Source organism: Ruegeria sp. BH8, assembly GCF_056538065.1.
Genome location: NZ_JBQFSP010000001.1, coordinates 531585 through 547386, shown reverse-complemented (window position 1 = coordinate 547386; position 15802 = coordinate 531585). Strand labels below are relative to the sequence as shown.

At 57.2% G+C, this 15802-nt stretch carries 14 protein-coding genes; 6 read left to right on the top strand and 8 right to left on the bottom strand.

The features are described from left to right. Positions 1–25: 25 nt before the first annotated feature. Positions 26–1480: a dihydropyrimidinase gene (gene hydA, locus ACR0AD_RS02685; protein ID WP_480485918.1), complete on the bottom strand. Its 1455-nt coding sequence runs from the start codon at positions 1478–1480 to the stop codon at positions 26–28. Positions 1481–1571: 91 nt separating this feature from the next. Then, entirely contained in the window at positions 1572–2822 is a 1251-nt protein-coding gene (locus ACR0AD_RS02680) for a Zn-dependent hydrolase (protein WP_480485920.1), read from the bottom strand. Between the two features lie 172 nt (positions 2823–2994). On the opposite strand from ACR0AD_RS02680, the gene ACR0AD_RS02675 reads away from it, so the two are divergent. Then, positions 2995–3603 (top strand): TetR family transcriptional regulator C-terminal domain-containing protein, encoded by a 609-nt coding sequence (locus ACR0AD_RS02675; RefSeq protein ID WP_480485922.1) that lies wholly within the window; start codon positions 2995–2997, stop codon positions 3601–3603. A gap of 47 nt (positions 3604–3650) precedes the next feature. Here the strand turns inward: ACR0AD_RS02675 and preA are convergent, their stop codons facing one another. The 4 genes from preA to ACR0AD_RS02655 all read right to left on the bottom strand — a co-directional run bounded on the left by preA (position 3651) and on the right by ACR0AD_RS02655 (position 7983). Then, a complete protein-coding gene (gene preA / locus ACR0AD_RS02670) occupies positions 3651–4955 on the bottom strand; it encodes an NAD-dependent dihydropyrimidine dehydrogenase subunit PreA (protein ID WP_480485924.1) in 1305 nt (434 codons plus the stop codon). Between the two features lie 18 nt (positions 4956–4973). Then, positions 4974–5810, bottom strand: a complete 837-nt coding sequence (locus tag ACR0AD_RS02665; RefSeq protein WP_480485926.1) for a class I SAM-dependent methyltransferase — start codon at positions 5808–5810, stop codon at positions 4974–4976. 46 nt (positions 5811–5856) lie between these two features. Continuing rightward, a complete protein-coding gene (locus tag ACR0AD_RS02660; RefSeq protein ID WP_480485928.1) occupies positions 5857–7191 on the bottom strand; it encodes an NAD(P)-dependent oxidoreductase in 1335 nt (444 codons plus the stop codon). Between the two features lie 159 nt (positions 7192–7350). After that, positions 7351–7983: a cupin domain-containing protein gene (locus ACR0AD_RS02655; RefSeq protein ID WP_480481348.1), complete on the bottom strand. Its 633-nt coding sequence runs from the start codon at positions 7981–7983 to the stop codon at positions 7351–7353. A 143-nt stretch (positions 7984–8126) separates the two neighbouring features. Here ACR0AD_RS02655 and ACR0AD_RS02650 point away from each other — a divergent pair, with 143 nt between their 5' ends. The 3 genes from ACR0AD_RS02650 to ACR0AD_RS02640 all read left to right on the top strand — a co-directional run bounded on the left by ACR0AD_RS02650 (position 8127) and on the right by ACR0AD_RS02640 (position 11200). Continuing rightward, on the top strand, positions 8127–9122 hold the full coding sequence (locus ACR0AD_RS02650) for a hypothetical protein (protein ID WP_480485930.1): 996 nt from the start codon (positions 8127–8129) through the stop codon (positions 9120–9122). A gap of 72 nt (positions 9123–9194) precedes the next feature. Further along, positions 9195–10487, top strand: a complete 1293-nt coding sequence (locus ACR0AD_RS02645) for an O-acetylhomoserine aminocarboxypropyltransferase/cysteine synthase family protein (RefSeq protein WP_480485932.1) — start codon at positions 9195–9197, stop codon at positions 10485–10487. A gap of 2 nt (positions 10488–10489) precedes the next feature. After that, positions 10490–11200 (top strand): GNAT family N-acetyltransferase, encoded by a 711-nt coding sequence (locus ACR0AD_RS02640; protein ID WP_480485934.1) that lies wholly within the window; start codon positions 10490–10492, stop codon positions 11198–11200. 2 nt (positions 11201–11202) lie between these two features. Here the strand turns inward: ACR0AD_RS02640 and ACR0AD_RS02635 are convergent, their stop codons facing one another. Further along, positions 11203–11907 carry an SIMPL domain-containing protein gene (locus ACR0AD_RS02635; protein WP_348540367.1) on the bottom strand — a complete coding sequence of 235 codons (705 nt, stop codon included), beginning with the start codon at positions 11905–11907 and terminating at the stop codon, positions 11203–11205. 155 nt (positions 11908–12062) lie between these two features. Here ACR0AD_RS02635 and ACR0AD_RS02630 point away from each other — a divergent pair, with 155 nt between their 5' ends. Beyond that, positions 12063–14015: a hypothetical protein gene (locus tag ACR0AD_RS02630; protein ID WP_480485936.1), complete on the top strand. Its 1953-nt coding sequence runs from the start codon at positions 12063–12065 to the stop codon at positions 14013–14015. Between the two features lie 87 nt (positions 14016–14102). Here ACR0AD_RS02630 and hppD read toward each other — a convergent pair whose 3' ends face one another. Beyond that, complete coding sequence (gene hppD / locus ACR0AD_RS02625; RefSeq protein WP_480485938.1) at positions 14103–15200, bottom strand: 4-hydroxyphenylpyruvate dioxygenase; 1098 nt, start codon at positions 15198–15200, stop codon at positions 14103–14105. Between the two features lie 146 nt (positions 15201–15346). Between hppD and ACR0AD_RS02620 the strand changes: the two genes are divergently transcribed. Beyond that, entirely contained in the window at positions 15347–15802 is a 456-nt protein-coding gene (locus ACR0AD_RS02620) for an Lrp/AsnC family transcriptional regulator (RefSeq protein ID WP_209504202.1), read from the top strand.

Genomic DNA, 15802 nt, shown 5'->3' with positions numbered 1-15802 from the left:
GCCGCCCAGACAGCGGCCCAACGGATCAAACCCCCGTCGCCGGGATACCTGTCCGCTCAACTGGCCGAGGGGCGGTTAGTTCTTTCCACGCGCTCAAAGCCTTGTTGACGGTCGTATTTGCCTCGCGCGCAACGAACTCGCCATGGCCTTCCTGCGTGCGGATTTCACCATCATGTACCGCAACCTGTCCGCGGGTCAGCGTAAAGCGCGGCAGGCCTTTGACCTCTTTGCCCTCAAACACGTTATAGTCAATCGAAGATTGCTGCGTACTGGCTCTGATCGTTTTCGTTTTTTCAGGATCCCACACGACGATATCTGCATCCGCTCCAACAAGGATCGCGCCTTTTTTCGGATAGCAATTCAGTATCTTGGCGATGTTTGTTGAAGTCACCGCAACAAATTCATTGGGCGTCAGGCGTCCGGTATTCACACCATGCGTCCACAGCATCGGCATCCGATCTTCCAGACCACCGGTCCCGTTCGGGATCTTGGTAAAATCCCCAACTCCAAAGCGTTTCTGTTCGGTCGTAAAGGCGCAATGGTCGGTTGCCACAACACTCAGCGATCCTGATTGCAGGCCATTCCACAGGCTGTCCTGGTGCTGCTTATTGCGGAACGGGGGGCTCATGACCCGCCGCGCGGCGTGGTCCCAATCCTGATTAAAATATTCGCTTTCATCGAGGGTCAGATGCTGAATCAGCGGCTCTCCCCACACCCTCTTGCCCTGCATTCGGGCTCGGCGAATGGCCTCATGAGACTCTTCGCAGGATGTATGAACAACATACAGCGGCACGCCCGCCATATCTGCGATCATAATGGCCCGGTTTGTGGCCTCACCCTCTACTTGCGGCGGTCGGGAATAGGCGTGCGCTTCCGGGCCAGAGTTCCCCTCGGCCAGAAGCTTGGCACTCAGTTCGGCAACGACGTCTCCGTTCTCGGCATGCACCATTGCGATGCCGCCCAGTTCGGCCAAACGCCTGAACGAAGCATAAAGCTCATCGTCATTCACCATCAACGCGCCTTTATAGGCCATGAAATGCTTGAACGTGTTGATGCCGCGCGTCTCGATCACGGTCTTGAGGTCGTCAAATACCTGTTCCCCCCACCATGTCACCGCCATGTGGAACGAGTAGTCGCAATTCGCCCGTGTCGATTTGTTGTCCCAACGCTTCAGGGCATCCAACAGGCTTTCACCCGGATTGGGCAGTGCGAAGTCAACAACCATAGTCGTGCCCCCCGCCAGGGCCGCCCGCGTACCGCTTTCGAAATCATCGCTGGAATAGGTGCCCATGAACGGCATTTCCAGATGGGTATGCGGATCAATCCCACCGGGCATCACATAACAGCCGGTCGCGTCCAGCTCGTTATCACCTTTCAGACCCATCCCGATCCCGGTGATGACGCTGCCTTCGACCAATACATCCGCCTTGTATGACAAATCCGCGGTGACAACGGTTCCGTTTTTTATAACAGTACTCATTTTGAACTCCCTGATGCGGTCTGCGCCGCTTGCTTCATCTGGCCAAAAATATCCCGGGGGAGTCGCCCTTGGGCGACGGGGGCAGCGCCCCCTATTCCACGATTTCGGCAGTCTCGACCACGGCATGCAGCAGGACATCTGCCCCGGCTGCCGCCCAATCCTTGCTGATCTCTTCAGCCTCATTATGGCTCAGCCCGTCCACACAGGGGCACATGACCATGGCGGTCGGGGCAACACGGTTGATCCAGCAGGCATCATGCCCCGCGCCCGAGATGATGTTGGTATGCGAATAGCCCAGCCTTTCAGCCGCATCGCGCACGGCAGACACGCAATCGTCGTCGAACTTCACCGGATCGAAACCGCCGACTTTCTCGAATTCGACCTGCAGGCCCATTTCTTCGACAATATCTTCCGCCGCCACCCGCAGGCGATTTTCCATGTCGGTGATCACCTCCAGCTCGGGCGAGCGGAAATCGACCGTGAACACCACCTTGCCCGGGATTACGTTGCGAGAATTCGGGAAAACGTCGATATGCCCCGCGGCACCGACCGCATGCGGTGCGTGAGACCAGGCGATTTCGTCCACTTTCTCAAGAATGCGCGCCATCGCAAGCCCGGCATTCTTGCGCATCGGCATCGGGGTTGAACCGGTATGAGCATCCTTGCCGGTCACCGTGACCTGTGTCCAGCTCAGACCCTGACCGTGGGTGACGACGCCGATATCCTTTCCTTCGGCTTCAAGGATCGGGCCTTGTTCGATATGCAACTCAAAGAAAGCGCGCATCTTGCGCGCGCCAACTTTTTCTTCACCGCGCCAACCGATCCGGTTCAGTTCATCCCCGAATTTCTTACCATCGGCATCTTCACGGTCATACGCCCAGTCCTGCGTGTGCATTCCCGCAAAGACACCAGACGACAGCATGGCAGGCGCATATCGCGTCCCTTCCTCGTTGGTCCAGTTGGTCGCCACGATGGGATGTCTTGTCTTGATCCCGAGATCATTGAGTGTGCGGATGATCTCCAGCCCGCCCAGAACGCCCAGAACGCCGTCATATTTTCCGCCAGTCGGCTGCGTATCCAGATGCGATCCCACATAGACCGGCAAAGCGTCCGGGTCGGTGCCCTCACGATGCGCAAACATGTTGCCCATCTGGTCCAGCCCCATGGTGCATCCAGCCTCTTCACACCATTTCTGGAACAAGGCGCGGCCTTCGGCGTCCTCGTCAGTCAGAGTTTGCCTGTTATTCCCCCCCGCGACACCGGGACCGATCTTGGCCATCTCCATCAGGCTGTCCCACAACCTGTCGCCATTGATCCTGAGATTCTGCGCCGGAGCTGCCATTGTCTTATTCCCTGTTTGCTTGCGATTTTGCTCGCTATTGATGTCTTGATTTGACCAACTGGTCAAACTCACGCTATCACGGGTTCGGTATCAGTCAAGAAATTGCGCGGCAAAGCCTGATATTTCAGTGTAATCCGCGCCTATCCGACGAAAAAAGAGACACACTGAAATCATGCCGAATGACCGCGCACCGACTCGAATCCAGAAGAAGAACCGAGCCGCGATTCTCGAGGCTGCCCTGAATGTGTTTTCTGCACACGGGTTTCGTGGGGCAACCGTCGATCAGATTGCTGCCGAGGCGGGGTTGAGCAAACCCAATCTCCTCTACTATTTCGCGTCGAAAGAGGCGATCCACACCGAATTGCTTTCGGGCTTGCTGGAAACCTGGCTGGCGCCCCTGCACGAACTGGATGAGACCGGTGATCCGATGGAGGAAATGCTGGCCTATATTCGCCGGAAACTGCAAATGAGTCAGGTGCTACCACGGGAAAGCCGCCTTTTTGCCAATGAGCTTGTGCAAGGCGCGCCCCGCATTCACGACGCTTTGTCCCATGATCTCAAACAACTGGTTGACGAAAAGGTCACCATTCTCACCAATTGGATGGATCAAGGCAAAATCGCGCGGTTGCACCCTTATCATTTGATGTTTTCGATCTGGGCGCTGACACAGCATTATGCCGATTTCGACGTTCAGGTGCGGGCTATTCTGGGTGACGAAAACCCGTTTGAAGGTGCGGAACCCTTTGTAGAGACGTTGTACCGAAAGCTCCTGACGCCATGAATGCAGGGGCCGCGTCAGCGGCCCCTCGGGGATATTCCCTGTCTCGATCATTCCGCTGCTTTGGCCATCGGATTGTTCGGGTGCGTGGTCCAGTTCGCGTAGGTCGGCTGAACCTCTTTCCCGGTGCGCGGATCGATTTCACCTGCCGCCATCGGCACCATCGAAATACAGCCTTCCACCGGGCAGACATCAACGCAGAGGTTACAGGCGACGCATTCGTCATCCATCACCTCGAACACACGCTCATCCGACATTGAAATCGCCTGATGGCTGGTATCTTCACAGGCGGCATAGCATCGGCCGCATTTGATGCACTGGTCCTGATCAATCTTGGCTTTGGCGATGTAGTTCAGGTTCAGGTATTGCCAATCGGTGACATTGGGCACCGCGCGTCCGATCACCTCATCAATGCTGGTATACCCCTTTTCATCCATCCATTCCGACAGACCTGCAGTCAATTCATCAATGATCTTGAACCCATAGGTCATCGCAGCGGTACAGACCTGCACCGTGCCACATCCCAGAGAGATAAACTCGGCCGCATCACGCCATGTGGTGACACCCCCGATGCCCGAGATTGGCATGCCATGCGTCGCCTCGGCCCGAGCGATTTCGGACACCATCGACAGGGCGATCGGCTTCACGGCAGGGCCGCAATATCCTCCGTGGCTGCCCTTGCCATCAATCGAGGGTTCCGGGCTGAACGTGTCCAGATTTACGCTGGTGATCGAATTGATCGTGTTGATAAGCGACACCGCATCCGCGCCACCATTTCTGGCCGCCGCCGCAGGTTTCCGGATATCGGTGATATTCGGTGTCAGTTTCACGATGACCGGACGGTCATAGTATTGCTTGCACCAACGGGTGACCATTTCGATATATTCCGGAACCTGCCCTACGGCGGACCCCATACCGCGCTCGCTCATCCCGTGCGGGCAACCGAAGTTCAGTTCGATTCCGTCCGCGCCGGTTTCAGCCACGCGCGGCAGAATGGCTTTCCAGGCCTCTTCTTCGCAGGGCACCATGATCGAAGCGATCAGGGCGCGATCCGGATAGTCGGACTTGACCCGCGCCATTTCCTCGAGGTTCACCTCAAGCGGGCGGTCGGTGATCAGTTCGATATTGTTCAGTCCCAGCAAACGGCGGTCGGCACCGTAGATCGCGCCATACCGCGGGCCGTTCACATTTACGACCGGCGGTCCCTCGGACCCCAGTGTCTTCCACACAACACCGCCCCAACCGGCCTCAAACGCACGACGAACATTGTATTCCTTGTCCGTCGGCGGCGCAGAGGCCAGCCAGTAAGGGTTGGGGCTGGAAATGCCCAGAAAGTTAGTCGTCAGATCGGCCATGGCTTCTCCCTTCCCGGCTCAGCCGGATTTTTTGAATATCATTTCGGTCGGACGTATGCGCCCGGCCTTGAGGTTTTTGACATAGTTCTGGAACTTTTCGGGTGCCGTCTCGCCCATCATCAGATGAATGCCCATCGGTGCCGGGCCGGATTCGGCAATCTTTGCAAAGACGTCCTCGAAGAACTGTATCGCGAATTCGGTGCGATCCGTTTCTTTCACCAGTTCAAAACCCGCGGCGCTTGCCGCAGACTTGTAAACATCCGGCGCATCCACGAACGAGGTTTCGGCAACAGTGGACCACGGCAGAGGGAAAGCCAGCGGCTCGTCCACGTCTCCGGCCATCACATCGAACAGGGCAAAAGTACCGCCCTTGGCCAGCGCCCGCGACACTTCGGCGAACAGCCCGGCCTTGTCCTTTATGTTCATGCCCACATGCATCATGACGGCCAGGTCGAACCCAGCATCCGGCACCGGCATGTCCAATGCGCTGCCCACATGAAAGCTGGTTTTCGAGGAATGCCCGACCATATCGCTGAGCACCTTGGCGGTTTCAACGAATTCCGGTGTCAGATCGACGCCTGTTACTGTCGAGTCATAGCGATCCACGACATAGCGAGAGGTCCCGCCGATACCGCATCCGACATCCAGAACACGGGTCGCATGGGTCGGCGACAACTGCGCAAACAGGTTGTTGGTCGCCAGAACGCCGCCCGTATGGAACTCGTCCCCTGCTTTCAGGTCTGCGACCGTGGCCGCATCCGGATCGATACCGCTGGCCTCAAGCGCCGCGCGGACGCGGTCGGTCAGTGCTCCGGTGGTGTAGTGTTGCGCTACGGCTTGTTCGATCTGGGACATGGGAATACCTCAGCAGCGAAAGGAATGGGGTGAATACCCCATCCTATCACGAAACCAGCGTCGCGTGGATGTCCATCGCTGCATCCCGGCCTTCGGCAACAGCCGTAACGGTCAGGTCTTCGCCCCCCGCCGCGCAATCTCCGCCTGCCCAGACACCGGCCACAGAAGTGCGTCCCGCACCGCTGACAGCGATCTTGTTGCCGTCCAGCTTCAGCCCTTGCGGCGCACCTTCCAGCGTCTGACCGATGGCTTTGAGAACCTGGTCTGCCCGCAGCCGGACCGTCTCACCGGTTCCGGTGAGTTGGCCGTTCTGGCTTGAGGTATACTCCAGTTCTATCTCGGCGGCAGTCCCATTGCCGTGTACCGCCACCGGCTGCACGTTGGTCAAGATCTGAACCCCGTGCGAGGCTGCCAGATCCTGCTCGTACCGGCTGGCACCCATGGCGTCGCGGCCCCGGCGATAGGCAATGGTGACATTCTCGGCACCTAACAATTTGGACTTTACCGCTGCGTCCACGGCAGTCATGCCTCCGCCAATCACGACGACGTTCCGCCCGACAGGAAGCTGTGCAAGATCACCAGCCTGCCGCACGTCCGAGATGAAATTGACGGCATCCCGCACGCCGTCCTTGTCAACACCATCCGCGCGCAGGGCATTCACCCCGGCAAGTCCGATGGACAGGAACACCGCGTCGTAGTTTTCGACCAGACCATCCAGCGAGATGCCTTCACCCAGAACCGACCCGGTTTCAACCGTGATACCACCGATTTTCAACAGCCAGTCGACCTCGGCCTGCGCAAAATTGTTGGTCGATTTATAGGCGGCAATCCCGTATTCGTTCAGACCGCCCGGTTTGGGCTTGCCTTCGTGGATCACCACGTCATGACCCAGCATGGCAAGACGATGCGCGCAGGCCAGACCGGCAGGCCCTGCCCCCACGACAGCAACAGTCTTCCCGGTTGATGCCGCACGTTCAAACGGATGCGCGCCCGCAGACATAAGATCATCCGTCGCAAAGCGCTGTAGCCGTCCGATCTCGACCGGCTTGCCTTCTGCCGTCTCACGAACACAGGCCTCTTCGCACAGTGTTTCCGTCGGACAGACACGGGCGCACATTCCGCCCAGAATATTCTGCTGAAAGATCGTTCGCCCGGCTGCCTGCGGCTGTCCGGCCTGAATCTGACGGATGAATAGCGGAATATCGATGTCTGTCGGACACGCTGTCACGCAAGGTGCGTCATAGCAGAAATAACAACGGTCTGCTGCAACTGCGGCCTCATGCGGGGCCAATGGCGGATGCAGATCGGTGAAATTCGAGGTCAGCTCATCGCTTGAAAGCCGCCCGGCGACGATGCCGGGTGCCATCTGGCCCTGTGCCATCACTCTACTCCCTGTAGATATGTTTGTTATGACCTCAGCTTGCCACAAATAAATTTTTTATCAATTGGTAAAATTTGTCAAATGGTCAAAAAATTGAAAATCCGGGCCTTAGAACCCGGATTCATTGGCATTTTGGTTAATTTCAGGGCCGAAAAGCTTTCAGACCATTTCGCCAAGATGGTGGGACTTGGTCCAAACCCGGGCGCCGTCAGGCCCTGCAACGGCCCGCGAGTGCGTTCCGGGCGGCAAGCGCAACCAGTCCCATGTCGAAAATTCCTCCCCCGATTCACAGAAACTGCCGCTTATGACAAACACTTCCATTCCGTCGCGCGCATCCAGCTCGACCACGTCCCCCGCCGCCCATGTCCGCACAAAAACGTCCTCATGTTCATCTTTGAACAGTTGTACGTCAGAATCGCCATTTATCGAGCGGCGCACCTCGGTACGGTCTTGCGGGTCAAACTGGTGCAGCTTGACCAGAATGGTCGCGCCTTCCGCTGCAGACGGAGTGTGCGAGGACGTCGGTGGATTGCGTACATAGCTGCCGACGGGGAAATCTCCGGTCTCGTCCTGAAACACGCCGTCCAGCACCAGATATTCCTCGCCGCCGTCATGGGTATGGGCAGAAAAAGCGCTGCCGGGCGCAAAGCGGACAATGGTCGTTGCGCGGGCCACCTCATCACCAATCCGGTCCAGCATTTTACGCTCGACGCCAGCCGCAGGGGAAGCGACCCATTCGCTATTGTCAAAATGAACTGCGACCCGTTTTGTGAAATCCGCATTGATCCACATGTGTAACCCTTTCTGCTACGACCCCTGAAAGAAATGGGATCGCGTGATGAAATTTCAAATTTTCCGCTTTTGACGCCTTGGGCCGCTTGCTGTAATCCGAACTTCAAGGTGCATGGTCAAACACCTGTCGGGAACGGGCATAGATGCAGGCAACGTCACAGAAATTCAACATCGCGGTCGTCGGTCAAAACAACCGCCTGCAATACGAAGCCCTGTTGTTTGCGGCTTCACTGCGCCATTCTTCACCGCAATTCGGGGGCAAACTGTTTGTCGCCACGCCCAATCCTGGGCCCCGCTGGAAACAGGACCCCCGCATTCAGGACGAAGATGTTCTGAAAGCCCTGAAACAACTGGATGCTGAAATTCTGCCCTTCGACTCGCATGTATTCGGTGAAACCTATCCGTACGGCAACAAGATCGAAGCACTGATGGCCCTACCGGAAGATGAGCCCTTTGTGTTCTTTGACACCGACACGCTGATCACTGGCGAGATCACATCCGTGCCATTTGACTTCGACCGCCCCAGCGCGTCACTGAAGGTTGAAGGGACATGGCCCAAACCAACGCTGTATGGCCCCGGCTTTGACGGTATATGGCGCGCACTTTACGACCGGTTCGGGTTGGATTTCGAAAGCTCGCTGGACACCGATCAACCCCATGACCACTGGCGGCGGTACCTGTATTTCAATGCAGGCTATTTCTTCTACAAATGCCCCCGGAGATTTGGAGAGCGTTTTCTGGACTACGCCAGAACAATCCGCGACGAAAACATTCCGGAACTGACTGGCCAAAGCCTGGACCCCTGGCTGGATCAGGCCGCCCTGCCCCTTGTCATTCACTCGTTCGGCGGCGGTCGTGATGTTTTGCCTCCAGGTTTGCTGGACGGGTCCGTCAGTTGCCACTATCGCCTGTTTCCCTTGCTTTACGCCCGTGAAAGCGACCAAGTGATTGACGTTTTGGAGACCGTCGTCGCTCCAAACAAGGTCAAGAAGGTTCTCAAGCAATACGAGCCTCTGAAAAAGATGGTTCTGCAGGGGAAAGGTGCAAAAGTCCGCGCCCTGTTTGACCGGGATCAACTGCCACGACGTGAACAGGCCATCCGCAACACGATCAAAAGCAAGGGCCTCTGGCTGCGCTGACAGGATCGTTGTGCGCAGGCGGGCAATGGCCTACAGATTTCGCAAGACAAATTCCAACAGGAGATTTTCAAGATGTCTGACGGCCCCACCTACGGTTTCGACACGTTGCAAATTCACGCGGGCGCCCGCCCCGACCCGGCGACCGGAGCGCGCCAGACACCCATTTATCAAACCACAGCCTATGTGTTTCGCGATGCAGACCACGCAGCGGCCCTGTTCAACCTGCAAGAGGTGGGCTTTATCTATTCCCGCCTGACCAACCCAACCGTCGCCGTTCTACAGGAACGCGTGGCGACTCTTGAAGGCGGCGTTGGTGCCGTTTGCTGCTCGTCCGGGCACGCGGCCCAGATCATGGCGCTGTTCCCGCTGATGGGTCCGGGTTGCAATGTGGTCGCCTCAACCCGTTTGTACGGCGGCACGGTCACCCAGTTCAGCCAGACAATCAAACGCTTTGGGTGGTCTGCCAAGTTTGTCGACACCGATGATCTGGACGCGGTGAAGGGCGCAATCGATGAGAATACCCGTGCGATTTTCTGCGAGTCCATCGCCAATCCCGGCGGCTATGTGACGGACATCCGTGCACTGGCAGATGTGGCCGATGCGGCGGGCATTCCGCTGATTGTCGATAACACCTCGGCCACGCCCTACCTGTGCCGCCCGATCGATCACGGAGCGACGCTGGTGGTGCATTCAACCACCAAGTACCTGACCGGCAATGGCACCGTCACCGGCGGCTGCATCGTGGATTCGGGCAAGTTCGACTGGTCGGCAAATGACAAGTTCCCCTCGCTCAGCCAACCCGAACCGGCCTATCATGGACTGAAGTTCCACGAGACCTTTGGCCCGCTGGCCTTCACCTTCCATGGCATCGCCATCGGTCTGCGTGATCTGGGCATGACCATGAACCCGCAGGCAGCCCACTACACGCTGATGGGGATCGAAACCCTATCGCTGCGGATGGAGCGTCATGTTGAAAACGCGCAAAAAATCGCGGCCTGGCTGGAAGCGGATGATCGCGTGGACTACGTCACCTATGCCGGGCTGCCCTCTTCACCCTATCAGGATCGGGTGAAGGCTCAGTATCCACGCGGTGCCGGCGCCCTGTTCACATTCGCTGTGAAGGGCGGCTATGACGCCTGTATCAAGCTGGTCAATGCGCTGGAGATTTTCAGCCACGTAGCCAATCTGGGCGACGCGCGCTCGCTGATCATTCATTCGGCATCGACCACGCACCGTCAGTTGACCCCGGAACAGCAGGAAGCCGCAGGCGCAGGTCCGGGCGTGGTGCGCGTGTCCATCGGGATCGAGGACGTGAACGATCTGATTGCCGACCTTGATCAAGCCCTGGCCAAAGCAACCGCCTGACCATGACCCAGCACGACACAAACAACCTTGGCCAGCCTATCGGTTTACCGGTTTCGGGTGACTTTCCACGCCCGACGCCACCCTATACGCCGATGGTGGGCCGGTATTGTTCTGTCGTGCCCCTTGATGTGAACAGACATGCGCCCGGATTGTTCCGGGCGTTTGCAAAGGACACGGATTTCCACAACTGGACCTACCTGCCCTACGGCCCGTTTGCTGGCGAACCTGAATTCGAAGACTGGGCGCGCGCCAACTGCATGGATGCGGACCCGATGTTCCATACTGTTCTGGACGGTGATGACATACCGTTGGGCATGGCTTCATATTTGCGGATCGAACCCGCTGCCGGAGCGATTGAGGTCGGGCATATCCATTTTTCACCCCTGCTTCAGCGCAAACCGCAATCAACCGAAGTCATGTATCTCATGATGCGGCGCGTGTTCGATGAACTGGGTTACCGGCGTTACGAATGGAAATGCGACGCGTTAAATGGTCCGTCGCGCAGTGCGGCAGAGCGGCTTGGGTTCACCTTCGAAGGCGTGTTTCGCCAAGCGACCCACTACAAAGGACGCAACCGCGACACAGCCTGGTATTCAATCATAGATACCGAATGGCCACGCATCCGCGATGCATTCGAGGCCTGGTTGTTACCCGAAAATTTCGACGCTTCGGGCCAACAACGAAAACCGCTGATGGCCCGCGCGAAGGGTTGATTTCATTCCGAAATCTCGAACACCATCGAGACGCTGACAGACACCGAAACCTCGCCACCTGCCACAGGAACACCCCCTGCGTCAGCCATGCTCATCATGCGCATCTCGGGCATCGGGCGCACGCCCCCCGTTTGTTCCGAAATCGTTTGCACCGCGCCAAGGGTTACACCCGCGGCCTGCGCCAACTGCTCGGCCTTGGCCATAGCTTCGCCGACAGCTTGCGCGCGCGCTTGGGCTTCGATTGGTTTGGTATCCTGCACCCCAAAGCTCAATCCACCAAAATCGTTGGCGCCATCCTGAATGACCGCATCCATGATGCTTCCAAGCTTGGACAGATCACGCACACGCACAAACACGCGGTTCGAGGCTGCGAACCCCGAAATTTCCGGTGTTTCCCCATTCTGCCCGTGCCGCCCGGACCAAACAGGGGAAAGCGACAGATCGCGGGTCTGAATATCGCGGTCTTCAATCCCCATCCCGGTCAGGCGCGCAAACACCTTCGCAACTGCGTCCGAGGTGGCCTGCATCGCTGCCGAAGCCTCGGCATTTTCATTTGTCACACCCAATGTGATAGTCGCCATATCGGGAGCAACCTCGATGGTTCCGGTTGCGTCTACGGTGATGCGACGTTCTTCCGCATGGGCAAGTCCAGCGGTCGTTGCGGCCATCATCGCGGCCAGAAAAGCGAATGTCTTCAATGTTATCACTCCGATTTGCTTGCATTAAAGATGGGTCGGCGATGCATTGCCATACAAGAGGAGAGTTTGCCTTTTTCTTTCCCTCGGCAAGTTCCTGCTTTAATGTCGGTCTGCGAACGCCAAGGTGTTTGCATTGACGTTGATAATTATGGTTCCTGCGGATTATGAAACCTGCCTTTGCGCTGTCTTTTTCTGCGACCAGAATATCACTGTATCATCACTCGGATGACGAATGGTTCGTTATCGGCTCGATTCCCTTGGATTCGCCGGACCTGTCCGGTCAGATGCAGGTTTTGCGGGAAAACGCCTTTGCGTTGGAAAACGACCTAAGCTGCAAGCTTGTTTTGCCTTCCGAACAGGTTCGATACCTTCAGGTTACAACCGATGACTTGCCCCCCGAAGACACGGTCGAACGTATTGAGAGCGCACTTGCCGACGCAACGCCTTACGCTTTGTCCGAGCTCAGCTACGACTATCAGACCGAAGGCGGCACCACCTATGTTGCAGCTGTCGCGCAGGAAACGCTGAGCGAGGCGCGGGCCTTTGCCTCGGACTATGGTTTCGTGCCGGTTTTGTTTTGCGCCGAGGAAGACGCAGACGCATTCCCCCGAGAGGCATTGTTCGCGCAGCGTTCGGGCGCATCGGAAACCCGACCATCAGAGCTACCGCTGTCGGTAAAAAACACAGACCAGCCCGAACCGGCAAAATCCGCTGGGAAACCAGCGCATCCCATTGCAGGCGCAGCGGCACCAAACGTGTTTCTGACCCCCGAAACACCTGACAATAAGTTTGCGACCACAAAAGCGCAGGCACCGCGTTTTGCTATCCCGGCATTTGCCGCGGCGCTTCTTCTTGGTGGCGCTTTCGGCGTTTGGCTGGCCTTGGACAGCGGTGGAGAAACAGATCAGGCCGCACTGAGCCCAACTCCAACCGAGACAGGTGTTTCCGAGCCGGTAATCGACGCCCTGCCACCGATAGTGCCCGAAGTTGCGGCAATTGCCCCCCCGGAAAACTTGCCACCTGAGCCTCCTCTGGACAGGGACGTGCCCCCAACACCGGAACCTACTGACGCCGAAGCCGAAGAACAACCGGAACTCACGCCTACCGACGCGGCAATCCTTGAGGCGCTCAAGGTGGCCCCGACCCCTGTTGAATCTGTGGCTCAGGACCCCGAGGCAGATGAGGATATCAGCGCTGCATCCGGTGTGAATGTAACGCCTCCGGCCGCTTTGGATGTGCCAGAAGCCCCGGAACCGGACGATCTGTATCTGACGTCGATTGACAAATCCGACCTGTCCAGCGATGCGGTTGCCCTGCCCCCGGCTTCCAGTTTCGATACCGACGAACCCTTTGTTCGGGACGTGCAACATGGCATAGCAGGAGCGCGGTTCAATCTGGATGACCGCGGGCTGGTAACGCCCACGCCGGAAGGGACGCTGAACCCGGATGGGATTGTCATTTATCAGGGCCGGCCACCGAAGGTTCCTCCAGCGACGCCAGTGCGTTTCGAAGACGAACCCGTACTTGACGAGGTCGACGAAAGACTGGCCGGTCTTCGCCCCAAACCCCGCCCCGCAGATCTGGTCGAGAGCTTCGAGCGCGGGCAGTTGGGGGGGCGGTCGCTGGCAGAGCTTTCGGCCAAGCGACCAAAAGCGCGCCCGGACAGTTTACAAGCGCGCACAGAAATCGACGAGACGCCAACAGCATTGGCCGTTGTCCGCGTCCCGCGCCCCAGGTTGCGACCGGCGGGTTTGGACACTGCAAAGGCACCTGCTTCTGGTAACTCCAATCTTGGATCAACGGCCGCGCTGGACCAGAGTTCAGATGACGCCGGATCGTTTCAGCCGAAATCGGTTGCACCCAAGATTCCCTCAACCGCATCTGTAGCCCGCCAGGCCACGCTCGATAACGCGATCAATCTGCGTCGCTTAAATCTGATCGGCGTTTACGGCACACCCGCAAACAGGCGCGCTTTGGTTCGGCTTCCCAGCGGGCGCTACAAAAAATTGAAAGTCGGCGACAATATTGACGGCGGCAAGGTCATTGCCATCAGTGACAGCGAACTGCGTTATCAAAAGAAAGGTCGCAACGTGACCCTGGCGATGCCGCGCAGCTGACATAGGCGCTCAAAGCTGTGACCGATCACCTGTAGACAGGCACGTCAGAGGCAGCAGAACCGCCCCCGACTTATTGGTTCATTTGGATCAAGCCGCGGAAATCTCGCCGTTTTCGATCTGTTCGCGCTCGATGGATTCAAACAGCGCCTGGAAGTTCCCTTCGCCGAAACCATCATCACCCTTGCGCTGAATAAACTCGAAGAAGATCGGGCCAATCACCGTTTTCGAGAAGATCTGCAACAGAATGCGCGTCTCGCCCCCGTCAACGACACCTTCACCGTCGATCAGGATGCCGTGTTTCATCATCCGGTCCAGCGGCTCTTCATGGCCGACCACGCGGGTCCTGGACATCTCGTAATAAGCTTCATTCGGACCCGGCATGAACTTCAGGCCGTTTTCAGCAATAGCATCGGTTGACGCGTAGATGTCGTCGCTGCCCACTGCGATATGCTGAATGCCTTCACCTTTGTATTTCTTCAGATAAGACACGATCTGCCCGGTCTCACCGCGGTCCTCGTTGATCGGAATACGAATACGACCGCAGGGTGATGTCAGCGCGCGGCTATAAAGGCCGGTGAATTTTCCCTGAATGTCAAAGAAACGAATTTCACGGAAGTTGAACAGGTCGCCATAGAACTTGAACCACTTGTCCATGTTGCCCTTGTAGACATTGTGCGTCAGGTGATCGAGATAGAAGAACCCCTCGCCCCGAGGTTTGGATTCCTTGATCCAGTTGAATTCCTGATTATAGGGCGATGTGTCGTAGTACTGATCAATGAAATAGATCAGCGACCCGCCAATACCCTTGATCGCAGGCACATTCATGGTTTTGTCAGCGTGGTCGTAAGGTTCCGCACCTTTTGACACGGCATGCTCATACGCTTTTTGCGCGTCCACCACCCGCCAGCCCATCGATGGCGCGCAGGGCCCATGTTCGGCCACGAACTTAGCCGCGAAACTGTCCGGGTCAGCATTCAGGATGTATGTGACATCCCCTTGTTGCCAAAGCTCGACAGCAGGTTTTTCCTTGTGGCGGGCCACCAGATCAAACCCCATCTTTGCGAACAGATCACGCAGCTCCTGCGGTTCTGGATGGGCGAATTCGACGAATTCAAACCCATCTGTTCCGGCAGGGTTTTCTTCGCTGATCACGGATTTCGGGGCATTGTGCGGGAAAGGACCCATGGGCGTCTCCTACGAAAACAGGAATTTCTTTGCTGATTCAAAAATACGACTTTTCTGACGCTGTTTCTGCGCATTGTTTTTGTATAAACTGCAAGATGACGCGCAAAATGCGCATATCAGTTAATAAAATCAGGATTTTTCCGCACATGTTGGATGCAACCGACAAGCGACTGCTTTCCGCGCTGCAAAAAGATGCACATCTGACAGCGCAACAACTGGGTGAAATGCTGAACCTGTCGCCCAGTCAAGCGGGTCGCCGCCGACAGCGGCTTGAAGTCGAAGGGTACATCACCGGATATGCTGCCCGGCTGGACCCGCTGAAACTGGGCTTACAGGTGCAGGGGTTCGTTCAGGTGCATCTGGGCACCCATGGCCCCGAGCAATCCGCAAGCTTTGCCCGCATGGTCGACACCCGACCCGAGATTACCAGTGCATGGACGATGACGGGCGAGGCAGACTATCTGCTGCACATCTACTGTGACGACCTGTCCGCCCTCAACAGCTTGCTACATCATGTGATCCTGCCGCATCCTGCCGTTGCAAGAGTACAAAGCCAGATCGTAATGGATCAACTTAAACGCGACGCCCCCCTTCCCACCTGA